General features: G+C 63.3%; 22 protein-coding genes and 1 pseudogene. 17 read left to right on the forward strand and 6 right to left on the reverse strand.

What is annotated here, in order from left to right; translation table 11 throughout:
- The first annotated feature begins 120 nt into the window (after window positions 1-120).
- The 7 genes and pseudogenes from EOB49_RS15215 to EOB49_RS15245 all read left to right on the forward strand — a co-directional run.
- Window positions 121-855, forward strand: a complete 735-nt coding sequence (locus tag EOB49_RS15215) for a GntR family transcriptional regulator (RefSeq protein WP_127270675.1) — start codon at window positions 121-123, stop codon at window positions 853-855.
- The gene (locus EOB49_RS15220; RefSeq protein WP_127381442.1) at window positions 852-1,334 is read left to right on the forward strand and encodes a DUF3830 family protein; all 483 of its coding nucleotides are present in this window, start codon (window positions 852-854) and stop codon (window positions 1,332-1,334) included. Before EOB49_RS15215 ends, EOB49_RS15220 begins: the two co-directional genes overlap by 4 nt.
- Window positions 1,335-1,688, forward strand: coding sequence for a TIGR04076 family protein (locus EOB49_RS15225; protein ID WP_127270671.1), 354 nt, complete (start codon window positions 1,335-1,337; stop codon window positions 1,686-1,688).
- A complete protein-coding gene (locus EOB49_RS15230) occupies window positions 1,685-2,740 on the forward strand; it encodes an aldo/keto reductase (RefSeq protein WP_127381443.1) in 1,056 nt (351 codons plus the stop codon). Before EOB49_RS15225 ends, EOB49_RS15230 begins: the two co-directional genes overlap by 4 nt.
- Window positions 2,737-3,165, forward strand: a complete 429-nt coding sequence (locus EOB49_RS15235; protein ID WP_127381444.1) for a DUF4440 domain-containing protein — start codon at window positions 2,737-2,739, stop codon at window positions 3,163-3,165. The genes EOB49_RS15230 and EOB49_RS15235 overlap by 4 nt, the downstream gene beginning before the upstream one ends.
- A gap of 48 nt (window positions 3,166-3,213) precedes the next feature.
- Window positions 3,214-4,473, forward strand: a complete 1,260-nt coding sequence (locus tag EOB49_RS15240) for an ABC transporter substrate-binding protein (protein WP_127327037.1) — start codon at window positions 3,214-3,216, stop codon at window positions 4,471-4,473.
- A 117-nt stretch (window positions 4,474-4,590) separates the two neighbouring features.
- Window positions 4,591-4,764: pseudogene (locus EOB49_RS15245) on the forward strand (FAD-linked oxidase C-terminal domain-containing protein); the annotation flags it as partial.
- Between the two features lie 22 nt (window positions 4,765-4,786).
- Here the strand turns inward: EOB49_RS15245 and pcaQ are convergent.
- Window positions 4,787-5,704 (reverse strand): pca operon transcription factor PcaQ, encoded by a 918-nt coding sequence (gene pcaQ / locus EOB49_RS15250; RefSeq protein ID WP_127266585.1) that lies wholly within the window; start codon window positions 5,702-5,704, stop codon window positions 4,787-4,789.
- Window positions 5,705-5,796: 92 nt separating this feature from the next.
- Between pcaQ and pcaD the strand changes: the two genes are divergently transcribed.
- From pcaD to pobA, 6 genes are read left to right on the forward strand one after another with little or no spacing between them, the layout of a single operon-like run.
- Window positions 5,797-6,606: a 3-oxoadipate enol-lactonase gene (gene pcaD / locus EOB49_RS15255; RefSeq protein ID WP_127381445.1), complete on the forward strand. Its 810-nt coding sequence runs from the start codon at window positions 5,797-5,799 to the stop codon at window positions 6,604-6,606.
- Entirely contained in the window at window positions 6,599-7,006 is a 408-nt protein-coding gene (pcaC, locus tag EOB49_RS15260) for a 4-carboxymuconolactone decarboxylase (RefSeq protein WP_127318459.1), read from the forward strand. Before pcaD ends, pcaC begins: the two co-directional genes overlap by 8 nt.
- Window positions 6,996-7,751: a protocatechuate 3,4-dioxygenase subunit beta gene (pcaH, locus tag EOB49_RS15265; protein ID WP_127318461.1), complete on the forward strand. Its 756-nt coding sequence runs from the start codon at window positions 6,996-6,998 to the stop codon at window positions 7,749-7,751. The genes pcaC and pcaH overlap by 11 nt, the downstream gene beginning before the upstream one ends.
- The gene (gene pcaG / locus EOB49_RS15270) at window positions 7,751-8,365 is read left to right on the forward strand and encodes a protocatechuate 3,4-dioxygenase subunit alpha (protein WP_127381446.1); all 615 of its coding nucleotides are present in this window, start codon (window positions 7,751-7,753) and stop codon (window positions 8,363-8,365) included. The genes pcaH and pcaG overlap by 1 nt, the downstream gene beginning before the upstream one ends.
- A gap of 19 nt (window positions 8,366-8,384) precedes the next feature.
- Complete coding sequence (locus EOB49_RS15275) at window positions 8,385-9,437, forward strand: 3-carboxy-cis,cis-muconate cycloisomerase (RefSeq protein ID WP_127381447.1); 1,053 nt, start codon at window positions 8,385-8,387, stop codon at window positions 9,435-9,437.
- Window positions 9,437-10,609, forward strand: a complete 1,173-nt coding sequence (gene pobA, locus EOB49_RS15280; protein ID WP_127381448.1) for a 4-hydroxybenzoate 3-monooxygenase — start codon at window positions 9,437-9,439, stop codon at window positions 10,607-10,609. Before EOB49_RS15275 ends, pobA begins: the two co-directional genes overlap by 1 nt.
- 10 nt (window positions 10,610-10,619) lie before the next feature.
- Here the strand turns inward: pobA and EOB49_RS15285 are convergent, their stop codons facing one another.
- Entirely contained in the window at window positions 10,620-11,090 is a 471-nt protein-coding gene (locus EOB49_RS15285; protein ID WP_127381449.1) for an NUDIX domain-containing protein, read from the reverse strand.
- A gap of 173 nt (window positions 11,091-11,263) precedes the next feature.
- On the opposite strand from EOB49_RS15285, the gene EOB49_RS15290 reads away from it, so the two are divergent.
- Entirely contained in the window at window positions 11,264-11,797 is a 534-nt protein-coding gene (locus tag EOB49_RS15290) for a sterol desaturase family protein (protein WP_127381450.1), read from the forward strand.
- 26 nt (window positions 11,798-11,823) lie between these two features.
- On the opposite strand, the gene rsgA is transcribed toward EOB49_RS15290, so the two are convergent.
- Window positions 11,824-12,834, reverse strand: a complete 1,011-nt coding sequence (rsgA, locus tag EOB49_RS15295; protein ID WP_164781686.1) for a ribosome small subunit-dependent GTPase A — start codon at window positions 12,832-12,834, stop codon at window positions 11,824-11,826.
- Between the two features lie 415 nt (window positions 12,835-13,249).
- Between rsgA and EOB49_RS15300 the strand changes: the two genes are divergently transcribed.
- Window positions 13,250-14,284 carry a LacI family DNA-binding transcriptional regulator gene (locus tag EOB49_RS15300; RefSeq protein WP_127381451.1) on the forward strand — a complete coding sequence of 345 codons (1,035 nt, stop codon included), beginning with the start codon at window positions 13,250-13,252 and terminating at the stop codon, window positions 14,282-14,284.
- Between the two features lie 10 nt (window positions 14,285-14,294).
- Here the strand turns inward: EOB49_RS15300 and EOB49_RS15305 are convergent, their stop codons facing one another.
- From EOB49_RS15305 to EOB49_RS15315, 3 genes are all read right to left on the reverse strand, one after another.
- A complete protein-coding gene (locus EOB49_RS15305) occupies window positions 14,295-15,239 on the reverse strand; it encodes an alpha/beta hydrolase (RefSeq protein WP_127381452.1) in 945 nt (314 codons plus the stop codon).
- A gap of 10 nt (window positions 15,240-15,249) precedes the next feature.
- Window positions 15,250-16,398: a Gfo/Idh/MocA family oxidoreductase gene (locus EOB49_RS15310; protein ID WP_127381453.1), complete on the reverse strand. Its 1,149-nt coding sequence runs from the start codon at window positions 16,396-16,398 to the stop codon at window positions 15,250-15,252.
- A gap of 267 nt (window positions 16,399-16,665) precedes the next feature.
- Window positions 16,666-17,427, reverse strand: a complete 762-nt coding sequence (locus tag EOB49_RS15315; protein ID WP_127291316.1) for a DeoR/GlpR family DNA-binding transcription regulator — start codon at window positions 17,425-17,427, stop codon at window positions 16,666-16,668.
- Between the two features lie 161 nt (window positions 17,428-17,588).
- On the opposite strand from EOB49_RS15315, the gene EOB49_RS15320 reads away from it, so the two are divergent.
- Together EOB49_RS15320 and EOB49_RS15325 are read left to right on the forward strand one after the other, a co-directional pair.
- Window positions 17,589-18,389 carry a class I fructose-bisphosphate aldolase gene (locus EOB49_RS15320; RefSeq protein WP_127381454.1) on the forward strand — a complete coding sequence of 267 codons (801 nt, stop codon included), beginning with the start codon at window positions 17,589-17,591 and terminating at the stop codon, window positions 18,387-18,389.
- 3 nt (window positions 18,390-18,392) lie between these two features.
- On the forward strand, window positions 18,393-19,343 hold the full coding sequence (locus tag EOB49_RS15325) for a PfkB family carbohydrate kinase (RefSeq protein WP_127381455.1): 951 nt from the start codon (window positions 18,393-18,395) through the stop codon (window positions 19,341-19,343).
- Window positions 19,344-19,419 lie beyond the last annotated feature (76 nt).

Raw genomic sequence — 19,419 nt, forward strand, 5'->3', positions numbered from 1 at the left:
CTCTGGCCGAAGACGATCGTTGCCGTCTCCTGATTTTGATTTGTGATCACACTTGCTTTGATCACGCTATTCGGCTTTAATTTCATCCGCAAGCCGAAAACCGGCCAAGAACGGAATTCCATGCAAAAGGCTGCCATCGAAAAGAACAACGAGGCGATCGCGGCCCAGCTTGCGCCAGTCGGCCGCGAAACTGTGCAGGACCGCGTCTACTCGGAATTGCGCCGCGCCCTGATCGGCGGCCTGTTCGAGCCGAGTCAGGTGCTGACCATCCGTGGCCTAGCTGACGCCTTGGTCACCTCGACCATGCCGGTGCGCGAGGCGCTCGGCAGGCTGATCACGGAAAAAGCGCTGGAGGCGCTGCCCAACCGTTCGGTGCGTGTGCCGCCGATCACATTGGAACGGCTGGATGATCTCTTGCGTGCCCGCATCCTGATCGAGGGCGAAGCGATCGCGCTGGCCGCCGCCCGCATGGGTCCGCGCCAGATCGCCACCATCGAAACCATTCTCGGCGAATGGGACGAGATGCGGGCGCTGAAACACAAGAAGGACGTCGATCGCGAAGTGACGCTCAATCAGAGCTTTCATTTCGAGATCTACCGCTCCTGCGGCTCGGCCGTGCTGATCCCGATGATCGAGAGCCTGTGGCTGCAATCGGGGCCCTGCATCCGCGTCGCTATCTATGCCTTCTCGGAGGCCGGCGAAGTCGACACCGCCCAGTATCACCGCCGCATCGTCATGGCGCTGTCCACGCAGGATGCGCAGGCGGCGCGCGAATCGCTTGTCGCCGACATCAGCCGCCCCTTCACCTTCCTGCGCAGCAAGCTGCAGGCCGCCGCCGCGAAAGACCAGACATGACCGCCATCAGGATCACCGAGCCGCGCTCGCAGCTTTCCGTCACGGCGCTGCTGCTGCCCGAGAAGGCACCGGAAAACGCTGCCTTCCTCTCGGCCTATCTCGGCACGCCACGTGTCGTCCCTGGCATCCATGCGATGTGGACGGGGCCGGAAATCTCCTGTCCGGTTCCCGCGGCAGATCTCGAGGGCCAGGCCTATGCGAAACCGTTGCCGGCCGAGAACGCGACGCTGACGCCGCAGCCGGGCGACATCGTGCTTTCCTACGTGCCGCCACGCATGTGGGGCGGCAATCCCAATGCGATCTTCGACATCGGCCTCTACTACGGGCAGGGCGCGCGGCTCTTGTTCCCGATCGGCTGGTTGGCCGGCAGCGTGGTGGCGCAAGTGCGCGTCGAAGAGCGTGACCGGTTCGCCGCCGCTTGCGGTGTCATCCGCAGCAACGGCGCCTGCGATGTTACCTTCAGCCTGATGGAGGCCTGAATGGCCGACGACAGTTTCGAGCTGTTCGATCTTCGCGTCGAGGCGGTCATCCCGGAGGGCAAGCCGATCTATTGCGGCGCCAAGGAAGGCGACTATTTCGAACTTAAGGGCGAGATGCTGTCGATGCCGGCAGGGCAGGGTTTTTCGATCTATTCGCTCGCCGCCGTCTTGCCTCTGCTGGCGGCCAAGCAGCGCCCAACCCACCCGAACGACTGGATGACCTCGGACGCGGAGATCGCTTGTCCCGATCCCAATTGCGCCAGCCGGCTGAGGATCGTCAGGATGGCCAAGCGGCGGTTCAGCCACGCCGAGACCACGGCGGTGCCGCTGCCGAAGGAGGATGACCTGAGATGAGTGCCAAGACCTTCGAACTCGGCCCCGGCTACACCATCTCGCGCGTCATTCGCGGCGGCTGGCAGCTGGCCGGCGGCCACGGCGCCATCGACCGCAGCCAGGCGGTGGCCGATCTGATCGTCACGTTCGATGCCGGCATCTGGACCTATGACTGCGCCGACATCTACACCGGCGTCGAGGAGCTGATCGGTGCCGCGCGCCTGCGGCTGGCCAGCGAGCGCGGCCTCGACGTTGCCGCCCGGATGAAGGTGCACACCAAGCTGGTGCCCGACCTCGAACGGCTGGCCAGCATCAGCCGCGACTACATCAGGAGCATCGTCGACCAGTCATTGCGGCGGCTGAAGACCGAGCGGCTCGATCTCGTGCAGTTCCACTGGTGGGATTATGACCAGCCTCGCTATGTGGATGCGATGGGCTGGCTCGACGAGCTTCGGCTTGAAGGCAAGGTGCGCAATCTCGGCACCACCAATTTCGACACGCCGCGCCTGGCTGAAATCCTTGCCGCCGGCATACCGCTGGTCAGTCAACAGCTGCAATATTCGGTGCTCGACCAGCGGCCTGGCAACAGCTTGGCGAACCTCGCCGCCAAACACGGCGTCAGCTTCCTCTGCTATGGCTCGGTGGCCGGCGGCTTTCTCAGCGACAAATGGCTCGGCGTGGCCGAACCGGCCACGCCGCTCGAAAACCGCTCGCTGGTGAAATACAAGCTGATCATCGACGATTTCGGCGGCTGGGGCCTTTTCCAGCACCTGCTTCAGGCGCTGAAGGCCGTTGGCGATCGCCACGGCGTTGACATCGCCACCATCGCCAGCGCCTGGGTGCTGGAGCAGCCGCAAGTGGCGGCCGTCATCGTCGGCGCCCGCAACCAGGCGCATGCGCTGGCCAATGCAAAGATCATGGACGTTGCGCTCGACGCCGAGGACCGGGTGCGGATTGCCGCCGTCATCGCACAAGGCACCGGCCTTGAGGGCGACGTCTATACGCTGGAGCGCGACCGCCATGGCCGCCACGGCTCGATCATGCACTACAACCTCAATGCGGGGAAGAAATGAGCGGCGAGCCCTCCCTGTTTTCACGCGCCAGCGCTGAGGTCATTGACCTGCATCGCTTCTTCGTCGACTGGTTCGTCGCCGCGCGCGCAAACACGGTGGACTTCGGCCGCTTCGAACGCGCCATGGGCGAAGACCTCAGCATGGTGGCGCCGGACGGGCAGATTCTCGATCGCGAAGCGGTCGTCGATCATGTCCGCTCAAGCCGCGCCTCTTGCGATGAAGGTTTTGCCATTTCGATCGAGGACATCCGGCCCGGCTGGCAGGACGCCGATACCATCGTCGTCCTCTATGTCGAAGCGCAGCTGCGCGCAGGCAAGCACAGCCGTCGCCAGTCCAGTGCCGTCTTCACCACCAGTTCATCGGCGCCCAACGGCGTTGAATGGCGACATCTGCATGAGACCTGGCTGCAGGTGCCGGAACGCTGAACAGGCTCCAGAATTCAAATACAGTCGAGTAACGAAAGGGGAACAACAATGACAAAGACGATACTCCAACTCACCACCGCGCTCGCCCTCGTCACGATGGCGGGTGCTGCGCAAGCCGCCGATTGCAAGATCACCGTCGGCCTCGTCATGGAGCTGACCGGCCCGGCCGGCGAATACGGCCAGGCCGGCGCCAAGTCGGTCGAGATGGCCTTCCGCGACATCAACGGAGCCGGCGGTGTGCGCGGCTGCGATCTCGTCACCGACACGCGCGACAGCCAGAGCCAGGGCAACATAGCGGTCGACGCAGCCACCCAGCTGGTCCAGGTCAAGAAGGTGCCGGTCATCATCGGCGGCATCATCTCCTCGGTGTCGATCCCGATCCTGACTTCGGTCACCGCACCAGCCAAGATCGTCCAGGTCTCGCCGGCTTCGTCCTCGCCGACGCTGACCGCGCTCGGCCGCGACGGCAAGACCAACGGCATCTTCTTCCGCACCATCACCTCGGATGCGCTGCAGGGCGTCGCCGCCGCCAAATACGCCGTCGACAAGGGTTTCAAGAAGCTGTCGATCATCCATGTCAACAACGATTTCGGCGTCAACATGGTGGCCGAATTCTCACGTGCCTACAAAGCGCTCGGCGGCACCATCGTCTCCGACACGCCCTACAATGAGAAGCAGTCGAGCTATGCCTCGGAAGTCACGGCGGCAATGGCCGGCGAACCGGACGGTCTTTACCTCGTCAGCACGCCGGTCGACGGCGCTACGGTCGCCCGTACCTGGATCTCGCAGGGCGGCGTGCAGAAATTCCTGCTCAATGACGGCATGAACAGCCCTGATTTCATCGAGTCCGTCGGCGCCGACTATCTGAAGGAAGCCTACGGCACGTCCTCCGGCACCAGCCCGACGGCCTCGACGGAGTATTTCACCAAGAACTACAAGGAATTCTCCGGCATCGAACCGACCAATCCGGCGGCCGACCGCTCCTATGACGCCGGCGCGATTGTTGGTCTGGCCATCGCCATTGCCGGTTCTGAGGACCCGGCCAAGATCAAGGATGCGATGTACAAGGCCGTCGATCCGGCCGGCACGCCGATCTTTGCCGGCAAGGAAGAGTTCGCCAAGGCGCTCGGCCTGATCAAGGACGGCAAGCCGATCCGCTATGAAGGTGTCATCGGCCCTGTCGCCTTCGACAAATATGGCGACATCACCGGCCCGTTCCGCCTGTGGAAGATCGTCGACGGCAAGGTGGCAACGGACGGTGAAATGACCACCGACGATGTCAACGCGCTGCAAGCCAAGCTTCAGTAAGACAACTCTCCGGTATCGATCACGATCCATCGTGATCGATACAGGACGATTGTCCTGTTTTACATTGCCGACGGACACGGACGACGTCGCTTTGCGTGGACGAGCGTTTGCCCGGCAGGCGGCGTTTCGGCCGAACATGGCATCGGCCTCGACAAGAAGAAGTGGCTGCATCTGGTCCGCAGCGACGCCGAGATCGCCACGATGCGGCGGCTGAACGCAGCGCTTGACCCGAGAAACATCCTCAATCCGGGACGGGTCTTCGACCTCGACCCGACTGCCTTCTGCCGATGACGATCCCGCACAGCCTGACGCATCAGCCGCTTTGCCTTGCCGCTTCGCGGATGGTCTGCAGCAGGATGGAAAAGGCCGGCGAGGGCGCGGTGTCGGTCCGCATGGTCAGGCCGACCGGTCCCTTGGTTTCCTCGGTGTTGACCGGCAAGGCGACGAAGGCGCCACTGCCGAGTTCGTTGGCAACGACGCCAGCCGAAATGATCCAGACGGCATTGCTCTGCCGCAGGAAGGCGCGGCCGAAGGAGTCTGAAACGGTTTCGATCTCGGTTGCCGGCGCCGTCATGCCGTTGGTGATGAACAGGCGGTCGACGAAGGGGCGGATGACCGATTCCCGCGTCGGCATCAGCATCGGGAATTCGTCGAGCCGTGCGAACACATCCTGTCCCGGATCAAGCAGCGGATGTCCGGCTCGCACCACGAACAGCACCGGTTCAGAATAGAGGTGCTCGAAGAAGAAGCCGGTCATGTTTTCCGGCGCCGCCAGCCTTCCGACGACGAGATCGAGCGCTCCGGTGCGCAACTGTTCGAGCAGCACGGCGTTCTCGCCGGTGACGATCTTGATCGCCGCACCTGTGTCCTCCTCGAGGAACAGGCCCATGGCGAGCGGTATCACCCGCGCCGACACTGTCGGCAGCGCACCGATGCGGATCGGGTGCCGGCTGACCGCTCCGTCCTGGCGGACGGAATCGACGCCTTGCTTGAGTGCCGTGATCGCCGTTCCGGCATGGCGAAGAAAGATCTCGCCAATGCGCGTCAGTCGGATGCCACGGCCGTCGCGCTCGACCACCGCAACCCCCAGCGCCCCTTCCAGCTCGCGCAATGTCTTGGTCACTGCCGGCGGGCTGACATGCAGCAAGTCAGCCGCTCGTGCCACGCTTCCCTGCCGCGCGACCTCCAGGAATGCCTGCAAATGGCGGAACCGGATCCGGCTCTCGGACATGAATTAATAACCCATGAGTTAATGAAACGACGCAAAATATCATTTTACCGAACCAAACGCCTTGTGCAATGTGGGGGCGGAGGACCGAAACCGTGCCATTCCTCACCATCGGCGGCATCACGCTGCACCATCGCCACATCAAGGCGAGCGGCAATGCGCGCCCTATCACATTCATCAATTCACTGGGCACCGACTTCCGGATCTGGGACGAAATTGTCTCGGCGCTTGATGGTGAAATGCCGCTGCTGGTCTATGACAAGCGCGGTCACGGGCTGTCCGACATCGGCGACATCAGGTCGATCGACGATCATGTCGATGATCTCTCGGGCCTCATCGATCATTTCGAATTGAGCAAAGTCGTGCTGTGCGGCCTGTCGGTCGGCGGCATGATCGCGCAGGGGCTCTATGCCAGGCGACCTGAAATCGTCGAAGGCCTGATCCTTTGCGACACGGCGCACAAGATCGGCACGATGGACAGCTGGAACACACGCATCGCAACGGTCGAAAGCAAGGGCCTCCAGGCGATTGCCGATGGCGTGCTCAAAATGTGGTTCACCCCCGCCTTCCACGCGGCGCGTCCAGCCGAGCTCGACGGCTATAGGAACATGATGACCAGGCAAGCGCTCGCCGGTTACATCGGGACCTGCGTTGCCGTTCGCGATGCCGATTTCACCGATGCCGCACGCCGCATCGCGGTGCCGACACTCTGTGTCGCGGGCGACCAGGATGGCTCGACGCCGCCCGATCTCGTCCGCTCGCTGGCCGAGCTGATCCCCGCCGCGCGCTTCGAGATCATCCGCGACGCCGGACACATTCCTTGCGTCGAACAACCCGAAGCGCTGGTCGCCCTGATCCGCAGTTTTATCGCGTCGCTTGCCCCTGGAGCAGAAACTCATGGATGAAGTCCCCGGCGACGCAGCCAGATATCGCAAGGGGCTCGCGGTGCGGCGCTCGGTACTCGGCGACCGGCATGTCGACCGGGCCGAAATTGCCGCCACCGATTTCGACCAGCCTTTCCAGGAGCTGATCACCGAGGCTGCCTGGGGAACCGTGTGGGCGCGGCCGGGCTTCACCAAGCGTGAGCGTTCGATCGTCACGCTGGCGCTGCTGGCCGCACTCGGCCATGATGAGGAGATCGCCATGCATGTGCGCGCCACCGCCAACACCGGTGCGTCGCGCGACGACATCTGCGAGGCGTTCCTGCATGTCGCCATCTATGCCGGCGTGCCGGCCGCCAACCGTGCCTTCAAGATCGCCAAGGAGGTGTTTTCGGAAATGGACGGGAGCCAGAATGCCCGCTGAGTCCGGCTCGACCCGGAGGCCCGAGACCGGCGCCTTCTTCCAGCGCGACCGGACATGGCATCCGCCGGCTCTGACGCCGAACTATAAAACCTCGGTGCTGCGCTCACCGCAAAAGGCGCCGCTGTCGTTCGACAACACGCTATCGGAGATTGCAGGCCCGGTCTTCGGTCACGCCATGCTCGGCGAACTCGACGCCGACCTGATCCACAATTTCGCCAGACCCGGCGAGAGCGCGCTCGGTGAGCGCATCCTCGTCTATGGGCGGGTGCTCGACGAACGCGGCGTTGGCGTACCCGGCGCGCTGCTTGAGTTCTGGCAGGCCAATGCCGGTGGCCGCTATCGCCATAAGAGGGATGGCTATCTGGCGCCACTCGATCCGAATTTTGGCGGTTGTGGCCGAACTATTACAGGCGAGGATGGCTTCTATGCGTTTCGTACCGTCAAGCCCGGTCCCTATCCCTGGCCGAACGGGCCGAACGACTGGCGGCCTTCGCACATCCATTTCTCTGTCTTTGGTCACGGCTTTGCGCAGCGGCTGATCACGCAGATGTATTTCGAGGGCGATCCGCTGATCTGGCACTGCCCGATCGTGCGCGGCATCCCCGACAAGGCGGCCATTGAGACGCTGATCGCAACGCTCGACATGCAAGCGACGATCCCCTTCGACGCGCGCGCCTACAAGTTCGACATCGTTCTGCGCGGGCGCCGCGCGTCGCGGTTCGAAAACAGGCTGGAGGGCAATTGATGGCCCAGTCGCTCGACCGGCTCAGGGAGAGCCCCTCGCAGACCGCCGGACCGTACGTTCATATCGGGCTGACGCCCAATTTCGGTGGCATCGGCGGCGTCTACCGGACCGACCTCGGCGCGACCATGGTCAACGACAAGACCAGGGGCGAGCGCATCGGCCTGCGCATCCGGGTGCTCGACGGCACCGGCACGCCGCTCAAGGATGCGCTGATCGAGATCTGGCAGGCGGATGCCGACGGGCTCTACAATTCGCCGGCAGAACCGCGCGGCACGGCCGATCCCAACTTTTTCGGCTGGGGCCGTTGCCCGACCGACATGGACACCGGCCTGTGTGCGTTCGAGACGATCAAGCCTGGCCGCGTCCCGTTCAACGATGGTCGCCTGATGGCGCCGCATATCACGCTCTGGATCGTCGCCCGCGGCATCAATCTCGGCCTGCACACAAGACTGTATTTTTCCGATGAGGAAAAGGCCAATGCTGAAGATCCGATCCTTGCGCGGGTCGAGCACCGCCTTCGCGTGCCGACGCTGATCGCCGAGCGCCAAGGCGATATGTATGTCTTCGACGTCCATCTCCAGGGGGAGAAGGAAACGGTCTTCTTCGATAGCTGATGCTCAGGAGGCCTGTGACATGACTGTATCGCCTTTCGACCATCCGCTGCTCTCCGCTCTTCTCGGCGACGAAGAAGCGGCGAGGCTTTTTTCCGTCGAGGCGGAAATCGAGGCCATGCTGGCCTTTGAACAGGCGTTGTCGCAAGCGGAGGCCGATAACGGGATAATCTCCAAAGATGCCGAGGCAGCTATCGTGGCAGCGCTGGCCACGTTCCGGCCCGACACCGCCTTGCTGCGGGCCGCTGTCGCCAAAGACGGCGTCATGGTGCCGGAACTGGTGCGCCAGATCAGGGCGGCGGTTGGCGAACCGCATGGCCAGAAAGTGCATTTCGGTGCGACCAGCCAGGATGTCATCGACACCGGCCTGATGCTTCGGCTCAAATCCGTCGTCGAGCATCTTGATCTGTTGTTGACCGAAACAGTCATGCGGCTCGTCTCGCTCCAAGAGCGCTTTGGGAGCAGGGCGCTGACCGGCATGACGCGTATGCAGAAGGCGATTCAGATCAAAGTGCAGGATCGTGTGGCAGCGTGGCAGGGGCCGCTGCAACGGCATCAGGAAAAGCTGCCGGAACAGTCGAGATGCCTGCTGGTGGTGCAGTTCGGCGGTGCCGCCGGCACACTGGAAAAACTAGGCGACAAAGGGAAAGCGGTGCGCGCAGCCCTGGCCGTCAGGCTTGGTCTTGGCGACGCACCGCAATGGCAGAACCAGCGCGACGCGCTCGCTGATTTTGCCGGTTGGTTATCGCTGCTGACCGGCAGCCTCGGCAAATTCGGCCAGGACATCGCTCTGATGGCGCAAGATGGAACCGAGATCAAACTTTCCGGCGGTGGCGGCTCGTCTACCATGCCTCACAAGCAGAACCCGGTGAAGGCCGAAGCGCTGGTGGCGCTTGCCCGTTTCAACGCCACGCAGCTTGCCGGCCTGCATCACGCGCTCGTGCACGAGCAGGAGCGGTCGGGTGCTGCCTGGACGCTGGAGTGGCTATTGCTGCCGCAAATAGTCGTCGCAACGGCGGCGTCGCTGCGCCTTGCCGCCGAACTGGCCGCACAGGTCGAAAGTCTTGGCCACTGATGCGCACGCAAATAGTCATTGTCGGGTCCGGACCGTCCGGCCTGCTGCTTGGGCAACTGCTGGCCGGCATCGGCGTCGAGACGGTCATTCTGGAACGCGCAAGCCGCGAGCACGTGCTTGGCCGCGTGCGGGCAGGGGTGCTCGAACAGGGCACCGTCGAATTGCTGGAACAGGCCGGCGCGGCGGCAAGGCTGCATGCCGAAGGGCTGCCGCATTCCGGCATCTCGCTCGCCTTCGACGGACGCTTGCATCGCATCGACCTCAAGGCGCTGACCGACGGCAGGCATGTCACCGTCTATGGCCAGACCGAGGTGACGCATGATTTGATGGACAAGCGCGACGCGGCAGGGCTGACCACGATCTACGAGGCGGCAAATGTCGCTCTGCACGATTTCGACGGCACCGCGCCTTTCGCCACCTATGACAAGGATGGCGTCACGCATCGCATCGACTGCGACTTCGTTGCCGGCTGCGACGGCTATCATGGCGTCAGCCGCAAATCGGTGCCCGAGCGTACGCTAAAAATCTTCGAGCGGCAGTATCCGTTCGGCTGGCTCGGCGTGCTGGCAGAAGTACCACCGGCCGATCACGAACTGGTCTACGCCAATCACGAGCGGGGTTTTGCGCTGTGCTCGATGCGCTCGACGCATCGCAGCCGCTACTATGTGCAGTGCCCGGAGGGCGACCATGTCGAGGCGTGGTCGGACGACCGCTTCTGGGACGAGTTGCGCCGCCGCTTGCCGGAGCAGACGGCGGCAAATGTCGTCACCGGCCCATCCTTCGAGAAATCGATCGCGCCGCTGCGCTCCTTCGTTGCCGAGCCAATGCGCTTCGGCAGGATGTTCCTGGTTGGCGACGCCGCCCATATCGTACCACCGACCGGGGCGAAAGGGCTCAACCTCGCCGCCAGCGACGTGCGCTATCTCTTCGCAGGTTTGCGCGACTTCTACGTCGAGAAGTCACATGATGGCATCGATGCCTATTCCGGCAAGGCGCTGGCACGGGTCTGGAAGGCGGTGCGCTTTTCCTGGTGGATGACGACGATGCTGCACCGTTTTCCCGACACCGGCGATTTCGGCCAACGCATCCAGGAGGCCGAACTCGACTACCTCATGCACTCGCGCGCCGCATCGACCGCGCTCGCCGAGAACTATGTCGGCCTGCCTTATTGAGGGCTGCGGATCATCCCGCGCCTTGCTGCCTGGCAAGATCCAAAAGCATCGGGCGCTGCCCCTTGAGGATTTTCACCTCGGCCTCGGGCAAGGTGAACCAGACCGCTCTGTCGACCTCCGGGAACTCCTTCAGGGATCCCGACCTTGGCGGCCATTCCATGGTGAAGCTGTTGCTCTTGATGGAGGTCACATCGATGTCGATGGTCGCCTCGACGGACCAGGCCGAGACGATCTTGCCTCCCGGTTGCCTGTAGTCGCCGAGACGAGTGAAGTATCCATCGACCTTGACGCCAAGCTCTTCCTCGGTCTCGCGTTGCGCTGCCGTCAACTCATCCTCGTCCTCGCCGACGAGGCCCTTCGGTATCGACCAGGCACCATCGTCCTTCTTCGCCCAGAAGGGTCCGCCCGGGTGAACCAGCAACACCCTGAGATCGTCGTCGCTGCGGCGATAGATCAGCAATCCCGCACTGCGTTTTGCCATTTTTGTATGTCCGTTTGCGAAGCTGGCAGCCTGCCGATGGTCCTTGAATCGTTGACGCGAACCTTGCACCAGGGGATTGCGACGCTATGTCAGGCGCGGCTGCATTGCACCTCACCCGCGAGTCCGGCAATCTGATACCATCGCCTATTTGGCGGCTCGAAGGCTAGGTGACGATGCAACTCGGTCTTATTGGCTACTACAGCGACTTCGTCGTGTATCCGCTGGTAATCGCCGTGCTGGCAGTGGCTGGGCTGCTCGAGGCCGGCGAAGAGGGTGCGCCGGGCTGGATAGGCACGGTCCTCGCCTGTCTCGGCCTCTGGACGCTGATCGAGTATGTGCTGCACAGGTTCGTTCTTCACCACATTCCCTACATCAAGGACCTGCACGACCGTCACCATGTCGAGGAGCGCAGTTCGGTGGGCACACCGACCTGGCTCAGCCTCGGGGTGCATGCGCTGGTCGCGTTCCTGCCGCTATGGATGATCTCGGATTTCGCCACCGCTAGCGCGGTAAGCTGCGGGCTGATGCTGGGGTACCTCTGGTACATCAGCATCCACCACATGATCCATCACTGGCACCCCGCGCATCCGAGCTATCTCTACACGCTCAAGCGTCGCCACGCGGTGCATCACCACATCGACGAAGCGGCCAATTTCGGTGTGACGTCGGCGTTCTGGGATCGGGTTTTCGGGACGGCGCGGCTCTAGTCCGAGGCCAGATCAACCCCAACCGTTCAACGCCTCTTCCCGCGACCGCCGGGAGACTTGGCTCCGCGGGGTCCGCTCTGAACCGGCGTGTTGTTCTGGTTCTCGTCGGACAGTTTTCGCCAGCGGGCAAGGCGCTCCGGATCGAGCGTCCCGGCCTTCAAGGCAGCCTGCACAGCGCAGCCCGGCTCATGCACATGCGTGCAGTCGCGGAACTTGCACAGCGGCGCGAGCTCGGTGATTTCGGCAAACAGCGTGTCGATACCGGAGGCGACGTCGCTGACCTGCAGCGTCCGCATTCCCGGCGTGTCGATCACCCAGCCGCCGCCGGCAATGGCGTGCAGCGATCGCGACGTGGTGGTGTGGCGTCCCTTGGCATCGTGCTCGCGAATGCCTCCGGTCTGCTGCGGCGATTGCTGCCCCGATCCGGCCAGCGTGTTGACCAGCGTCGATTTGCCGACGCCGGAGGAGCCGATCAGCGCCACCGTCTGGCCGACACCGCACCAGGCAGCCAGGACGGTTGCCGCATCCGATGTCCGGGGGTTCAGCGTCACGACCGGCAATCCACGCTGCAACGCGGCAGCCTGCCTTGCATATGTCTCGGCGTCTTCAGCGGTATCGGCTTTGGTCAGCAGGATCACTGGCGTCGTTCCGGCCTCATTGGCGAGTGCCAGATAACGCTCGAGCCGGGCGGGATTGAAGTCGGCATTGCACGAGGTGACGATGAACAGCGTGTCGACATTGGCCGCGGCAAGCTGCGGCACCCTGCCGCCCTGGGTGCGGCGCTCCAGCACCGTCTTGCGGACCAGGCGGCGCTGCACAAGGTGTTCATGCCCATCGACCAGTACCCAGTCGCCGACCGCATAGTCGCCGGTGTTCGCCTGCGCCGGCAGCGTCAGATCGACCGGCCCGGCCTGGGACAAGCCGGTAAGGCGATCGCGGTGGACGGTGGCGATCCGTGTCGGGACAAGATCGGCGTCGCCGGGTTCGAGCTGGTCGCCAAAAAAATCCGTCCAGCCCAGGCCGGCAAGCGATGGCATGGAGTGGTCCGTCACGGCTTTGACCACGGCGTCGCGGACATTGGAGAGTATCCCTGGCAGGTGAGGCGCGGACGGGGTGGGCAATTGCCCAGCTGTATGGGCGGCATGGCGGCATTTGGCAAGCAGGCCCGGAGCCGAGAGCGAGCGGCAAGCTTCTGCAGCCTATCCCTCGATCGTCGAACTGACGATCAAGTCGACGAAACAGCGCTATCCGAAAGCGTTTGGCGGGAAAAAACGGCGGCGAGCCGCCTCAGTTTTGAAACGTTAACGAATAATTTGACGCATGCAATATTTCTGGGTTCTATTGGTAACTGTGAAAATTGACTGAATAAGTTCCATCCAGGATTGTCGCATCCGGTCAACGGCCGCATGACTGGGGGCCGGCCGATCATGGCAGGGGATCAGGAATATATCGATGGCGGAGAAGACGCACCGCACGATGGATGACTTCGCCCAGGCATGCGGCGTGTCCCGGCCGACGCTGTCCAAATATTTCGACGATCCGGCGAGCGTGAAGCCGGCGACGCGGGCGCGCATCGAAGCCGCCCTGCGCTCCTCGGACTATCAGCCCAACCTTTTCGCCCGAAATCTCAACCGCAAGCGCACCCGCAACATCGGCATCGTCGTGCCGACGATCACCGATCCGTTCTACGCCGAGATGGTCAGCCGCATCGAATTTCGCTGCCGCGACGAAGGCTACTGGCCGATCGTCATCTCCTCACATGGTTCGCCGAAACTGGAGGCGGAGTCGGTCAGGACGCTGCTGTCCCTGAAGGTCGCCGGCGCGATCATCGCCCCACTGGGTCTGGCTTCCGACCGCGGCGTCTTCGACAAGCTCGGGCAGGATATTCCGATTGTCTATTTCGACACCTATATCGAGGGCGATACGCCGTTCGTCGGCAACGACAACCGGCAGAGCGTCTCGACCATCGTCGACTATCTCTGCCGTTCGGGTGAGCCGCCGGTCTATCTCGGCATCCCACACGTCAACCACAACTCCGGCGAACGCCAGGAAAGCTACAACGTCGCGATGGAGACCGCCGGGTTCAAGCCGGTCGTCATCGAAGGCACCCGCGATTACACCTGGGACTTCGAACGCATCGGCTACGAGCAGACGGAAAAAATGCTGCAGGCCGGCGCCTTGCCCGGCCGCACCATCCTGTGCGCCAATGATCGTCTCGCCTTTGGCGTGATGGCGGCTGCGTACTCGCGCGGCCTGAAGGTCGGCCGCAGGCCCGATTGCGATCTGCGGGTTGCAGCACACGACGATCATCCGCTGAGCCGCTACACCTGCCCGGCGCTGACCACCATGGCGCAGGATTTCGCCGCCATGGCCGGCCGCAGTGTCGAGATCCTGCTGGCCTTGCTGGACGAGGCCGATCCGCCGAAGCAGGACATGGCGCGCACCGTCAAGCTCGGCGCCACCCTGGTGATGCGTCAGTCAGCCTGAGCGACCGGCGTCAGCTTTTCTCGAACTGGCGCCAGGCAGCCACCGCCTCGGCCACCGCTTGCCGGGCAGCGGGAATATGGCGTCCCATTGAGACGAAGCCGTGGATCTGGCCCGGCCATTGCCGCAGGATGAGCGGAGCGCCCGCGGCTTGCAGGCGCGCCGCATAGGCTGCCCCTTCGTCGGCGAGGATGTCGCAGCCGGCAAGCGCTACAAAGGTCGGCGCAACGCGGGCGAGGTCAGGCGCCAGCAAGGGCGAGACGCGCCAGTCCATGATGTCCTCGGGCGTTCGCACATAGTGGTCGCGGAACCATGCCATGGTGGTTGCGGTGAGCCCGAAGCCGTCGCCGAAACGCTGGTAGCTATTCGATGCCTGCCGCGCGTCGGTGTTGGGATAGATCAGGAGTTGCGCCGCAAGCGGAGGCGCAAGCCCATCGCGGGCAAGCAGCGTCAGCACCGTGGCGAGATTGCCGCCGGCGCTGTCGCCGGCAACGCCGATGCGTCTGATGTCGATGCCGAGACCGGCGGCATTCTCCGCTATGAAGCGCAGTGTCGCCAGGCAATCCTCGAGCCCGGCGGGAAATTTGTGCTCTGGCGCCAGGCGATAATCGGGACAGACAATGACGGCGCCGCCGAGATTGGCCATCAGGCGGCAGATCTCGTCATGCGAATCGAGGTTGCCGATGACCCAGCCGCCGCCGCCATGCAGGTAGAGCAGCGCCGGTGCCCCGCTTTGCGGTGCGCCGATGCCGCGATGGATGCGGAGCGCTATAGGCCCATTCGTCCCGTCGATCTGCCGTTCCTGGGTCGCAGCGACCGGCTCGTGCTCACCCTGTAACGTCGGGAACGAGGCGTTGTAGGCAGTTCGCGCCGCCGCCACGCTGCCGGTCTCGAATGGCTCGCCGCCGGCTGCACGACCAATTTCGAGGACGCGCAGCGCATCCGGATCGAGCGTCATGGTCATGTCCTCAGGCCAGCAGGCTGCTCGCCTCTTCCTCGGTCAGCAGGGCCGGCTGCACGACATCGCCCGCGATGGCGACTGATCCCTGTGTTTCACCGGAGCGCAGGATAGCCTCCATGATCTCCAGTACATGCAGCGCGAGGCTGCCGGAGGCCCGTGGGGTGTTGCCGGTTTGAAGCGAGCGCACCAGATCGGCGACGCCGAGCATACGGTAGTTGGCGCGATCGGGTGCCGCGTAAGGCCAGTTGCGGGCGCCGTAGAGTTCGCCCTCGCTGGCGAAATCCTGCCAGTCGGTGCCGCGCTCCGACAGCGACACTGTGCCGCCGAACGTGTCGGGATCGGGCAGGCGCAGCGAGCCCTCCGTGCCGTGCAGTTCGACCGGATGGTTGGAGTGGCGAAAGACATCCCACGAGGCGCCGAAGGTGACGGTCGCGCCGGAGCGGAATTCAAGCAGCGACAAAACGTTGGTTGGCGTGCCGACCTTGAATGTGGTGTTCTTGAATGGCCCATCGGCTGATATCAGCCTTTCTTCCTGGCCGCGTGTCGCCATTGCCATGACGCGCTCGACCGGGCCGAGCAGATTGACCAGCATGGTCAGATAGTACGGACCCATGTCGAACACGGGGCCACCGCCTGGCTGGTAGTAGAATTGCGGGTTGGGGTGCCAGTGCTCCATGCCGCGGCCCATCATGAAGGCGGTGCCGGGGACCGGACGGCCGATGGCGCCGTTATCCATCAACCGGCGCGCACGGCGCCCGGCAGCACCGAGGAACGTGTCGGGCGCCGAGCCGAGCAGCAGGCCGCGCGACCGCGCCTCGTTGACCAGGCGTTGTCCGTCGGCGGCCGAGGTGGCGAGCGGCTTTTCGGTGAAGACGTGCTTGCCGGCCGAAAGCGCGGCAAACGAAATATCGAAATGCGCCGCCGGAATGGTCAAGTTGAGGACAAGATCGATCTCCGGGTCGGCCAGCAACGCGTCGACGCCGAGTGCCTGGATACCATATTCCTTCGCTCGCACTGCTGCCATGTCGGCCGAAATATCGGCACAGGCGCGCAATTCGATCCCGCCAAAAAGCCCGGCATTGCGCAGATAGGTCATCGAGATATTGCCGCATCCGATGACGCCAATTCCGAGTTTGGTCGTTGATATCCCGTGCATTTTCGATCGTACCTCCCAACGCAGTCATCGTCTGCCGGATCCGCCCAGAGGTAACGGATCGCCTTCGCAAAGGGCAATACAGCATTTTAAATATTGACGCGCGTAAAATTTTTATACAACATGCGAAAATGCTGGCGCGATATCGGGAGGCTGCCGGTCCTGGGAGGAGAAAATGACCGACATGAAAAAACGGCCGACCGCCGATGCGGATCCCGTGGGTCATGTGCGCATCGGATATTTCCGCCGCGGCCAGGGACCGCGACGGGGTCAGGCATAGATCACCTTGGCCCCGGTCCTATCAAGCTGGCTGCGTATCGGACCCGACAGGCCATCGTCGGTGATCACGACATCGACGCTCGACAGCGAAAAGGCCTTGGAGGTCCCGCTGACGCCCCATTTGCTCGAATCCGCAAGGAGGACAACGCGCCGGGCCATGCGCACGAGGTTTCGCTTCGTTCGCGCCATGTCTTCGTTCACGTCGACCACATCCAGTGACGAGTCAATCGCATGCGCTCCAACAAAGACCTGATGCGCTACCAAGCCGCCGAGAGCCGTGTCGGCATCGGTGATCAGTGTGCTCACCGTGTCTGGATAGACCCGGCCGCCGATCATGTGAACGTCGAGCCCGGGCCGATGCATCAGATGCTGCACGATATTCATCGCCGTGGCCGCGACCACGACATTGCTGAGCGGCGGTAACAGCATGGCAACCTGCATCAATGTCGAGCCGCCGTCGAAGATGACCGATTGGTTGTCCTCGAACAATTCTACCGCTGCCCGGGCAATGCGTTTCTTTGCATCGAGGTTCGTTTGCATCCGCCGGGCGAACGCGGCCGTGGTCGAATCCGTGGTCCGGGTCACCGCGCCTCCGCGGGTCTTGGTCAGCAGTCCCTTACGGTCCAGTATCTCGAGGTCGGAGCGCACCGTGACTTCCGACACGCCAAAATCGTCTGACAGGTCCTTGATGCGAACCTGTCCGCTGCGTTGCACTTCACCCAGGATCGATTGGCGTCTCTGCTCTGACAACATTGCACTGTCCTTGCCTCCATCCGCCAAGCAATCACCTGGCCTCGGTTCACTCTACCAAAAATATGCAAATTCGAAAGCTTTCGAAAGATTGCATTTGTCTTTTCTTTCGCAAACACTGGGTGCAGGATTTTGAAATCAATCGATTGGAGAATTTTGGACTCATGAGCCTCGGAACCAAGGTGCGCTTGGCGCGCCTCTTCTCACATCCATCGGGGAATCTTTTTGGCGGCGCGGTCGACCACTTTGTCGGCTATGGCGACGTGCGCAAAGGAGGTCTTGCCGATCTGCCGGGCGCCCTTGCACGCGTCATGGTAGGCAAACCCGACTACGTCAGCATCCAGCCCGGCACCGCGCGTCATCTGTGGCCGCAATACGCGGGCAAGGCTTGCCTGGTGATCCAGGCCGGCTGCTTCACCCCGGACGATCGCATCAGTGAACTGATTGCAACGCCCGAGGATGCGGTGCGCGCTGGCGCCGATGCGTTGGCCGTGGCCATTCCGGTGCGCGGCGCGACCGAGGGCAAATACATACGCTGGCTGACCGATTCGGTGAACGCGGCGGCCCGTTACGGCATGCCGGTGGTGGCGCATATCTACCCTCGCGATTTCACCAACGGGGCAAAAATCGTCTTCACCCCCGACGAGATCGCCTATGCGGCACGCATCGGCTACGAGTCCGGCGTCGATGTGATCAAGATCGGTTACACGGGCGATTTCGAGTCGTTCCGAGAGACCGTTCGGACCTGCCCGGTGCCGGTTGTGATCGCTGGTGGTCCGAAGACCGACACGCTGCTCGGCGCCCTTCAGCAGACGGCGGACGCCATCCGTGCCGGCGCGCGCGGTGCCGTGGTGGGCCGCAATCTCTGGGGGCACGGCGATCCGGAAAAGGCAGCGATCGCCTTTCGGGGCGTCATCCATGACGGCCTTTCGGCGCAAGACGCCCTGGCGAAGGCGGGTGCCTGAACCATGCCCGCCGTCCCTTCAATCCTCGGCTTCGGAGCTATTGCGATCGACGACATCGTCTATGTCGATCAGCCGTTGTCGGCGGGCAAGGGGAAGGTTCTGCAAAGTGCCCGAGCTTTCGGGGGAAATGTCGCGACGGCACTTGCCGCCGTCGCGCGTCTCGGCGGAACCGCCGGGTTCGTCGGATGGCTGGGCAGTGCCGCCGACGACGCCGTATTGTGCGATCTCGTTGCGAGCGGCGTTGAAACTTCGTTCGCGCCGCGCCACCCGCACGCGCGCCCGGTGCGCTCGCGGATCACCGTCGGTTCGGATGGGGAGCGATTCATCGCGTATGACGACGAAGCGATGCTGGGCACCGCGCCGGACTTTCCGGACGAGGTTCTCAGCCGCGCGACAGTCCTGATCGTCGACAGTTACGGGATCGGGTCGCTGGATGTCGTGGCTCGGGCTCGCGATCTCGGCCTTGCGATCCTCGGCGATGTCGAATGGAGCCACGGCCCGGCCACCGAGAGACTGATCGGGCTCTGCGACCATCTCATTCTTCCGCTCGGCTTCGCGCGGACCGCCACCGGCCGCCAGTCGCCGGCCGAGATACTCGATGCATTGTGGTTGCCGTCGCGGTCCGCCGTGGTTCTGACGGATGGCGGCAGGGGCGTCTTCTATCGCGGACGCGACGAGACAGGGCTCTGGCACCTGCCTCCGCACCGGGTTGCCGTCGTCGACTCGACCGGCGCCGGTGACTGCTTTCATGGCGCCTATGCCCTTGCATTGACGCGCGGGATCGACACCGCAGGCCGGGTCGCATTCGCGGCCGCGGCGGCGGCCCTTTCGATAACGGGGCGGGGCGGGCGCGAGGCGCTTCCGACCGACGACCAGGTCAAGCAACTCCTGGCATCGACAAACGCGCCGTCGGCAGTCGAACTGAAATATGCGCGGCTCGATACCGGAACATAGCCTAGCTATCCGAGGAAAAATTTCGCAGGTGAACGTAAGCCGAGGACAATCATAAAAATCAGTGGCTTAGACTTGT

Source organism: Mesorhizobium sp. M7A.F.Ca.MR.148.00.0.0, from assembly GCF_003997735.1.
Classification (GTDB): domain Bacteria; phylum Pseudomonadota; class Alphaproteobacteria; order Rhizobiales; family Rhizobiaceae; genus Mesorhizobium.

Bases quoted from the DNA above. Each gene is read 5' to 3' on its own strand.
- EOB49_RS15215 (WP_127270675.1), top strand. From the start codon at position 121: ATGCAAAAGGCTGCCATCGAAAAGAACAACGAGGCGATCGCGGCCCAG.
- EOB49_RS15220 (WP_127381442.1), top strand. From the start codon at position 852: ATGACCGCCATCAGGATCACCGAGCCGCGCTCGCAGCTTTCCGTCACG.
- EOB49_RS15225 (WP_127270671.1), top strand. From the start codon at position 1,335: ATGGCCGACGACAGTTTCGAGCTGTTCGATCTTCGCGTCGAGGCGGTC.
- EOB49_RS15230 (WP_127381443.1), top strand. From the start codon at position 1,685: ATGAGTGCCAAGACCTTCGAACTCGGCCCCGGCTACACCATCTCGCGC.
- EOB49_RS15235 (WP_127381444.1), top strand. From the start codon at position 2,737: ATGAGCGGCGAGCCCTCCCTGTTTTCACGCGCCAGCGCTGAGGTCATT.
- EOB49_RS15240 (WP_127327037.1), top strand. From the start codon at position 3,214: ATGACAAAGACGATACTCCAACTCACCACCGCGCTCGCCCTCGTCACG.
- pcaQ (WP_127266585.1), bottom strand. From the start codon at position 5,704: ATGTCCGAGAGCCGGATCCGGTTCCGCCATTTGCAGGCATTCCTGGAG.
- pcaC (WP_127318459.1), top strand. From the start codon at position 6,599: ATGGATGAAGTCCCCGGCGACGCAGCCAGATATCGCAAGGGGCTCGCG.
- pcaH (WP_127318461.1), top strand. From the start codon at position 6,996: ATGCCCGCTGAGTCCGGCTCGACCCGGAGGCCCGAGACCGGCGCCTTC.
- pcaG (WP_127381446.1), top strand. From the start codon at position 7,751: ATGGCCCAGTCGCTCGACCGGCTCAGGGAGAGCCCCTCGCAGACCGCC.
- EOB49_RS15275 (WP_127381447.1), top strand. From the start codon at position 8,385: ATGACTGTATCGCCTTTCGACCATCCGCTGCTCTCCGCTCTTCTCGGC.
- pobA (WP_127381448.1), top strand. From the start codon at position 9,437: ATGCGCACGCAAATAGTCATTGTCGGGTCCGGACCGTCCGGCCTGCTG.
- EOB49_RS15285 (WP_127381449.1), bottom strand. From the start codon at position 11,090: ATGGCAAAACGCAGTGCGGGATTGCTGATCTATCGCCGCAGCGACGAC.
- EOB49_RS15290 (WP_127381450.1), top strand. From the start codon at position 11,264: ATGCAACTCGGTCTTATTGGCTACTACAGCGACTTCGTCGTGTATCCG.
- rsgA (WP_164781686.1), bottom strand. From the start codon at position 12,834: ATGCCATCGCTTGCCGGCCTGGGCTGGACGGATTTTTTTGGCGACCAG.
- EOB49_RS15300 (WP_127381451.1), top strand. From the start codon at position 13,250: ATGGCGGAGAAGACGCACCGCACGATGGATGACTTCGCCCAGGCATGC.
- EOB49_RS15305 (WP_127381452.1), bottom strand. From the start codon at position 15,239: ATGACGCTCGATCCGGATGCGCTGCGCGTCCTCGAAATTGGTCGTGCA.
- EOB49_RS15310 (WP_127381453.1), bottom strand. From the start codon at position 16,398: ATGCACGGGATATCAACGACCAAACTCGGAATTGGCGTCATCGGATGC.
- EOB49_RS15315 (WP_127291316.1), bottom strand. From the start codon at position 17,427: ATGTTGTCAGAGCAGAGACGCCAATCGATCCTGGGTGAAGTGCAACGC.
- EOB49_RS15320 (WP_127381454.1), top strand. From the start codon at position 17,589: ATGAGCCTCGGAACCAAGGTGCGCTTGGCGCGCCTCTTCTCACATCCA.
- EOB49_RS15325 (WP_127381455.1), top strand. From the start codon at position 18,393: ATGCCCGCCGTCCCTTCAATCCTCGGCTTCGGAGCTATTGCGATCGAC.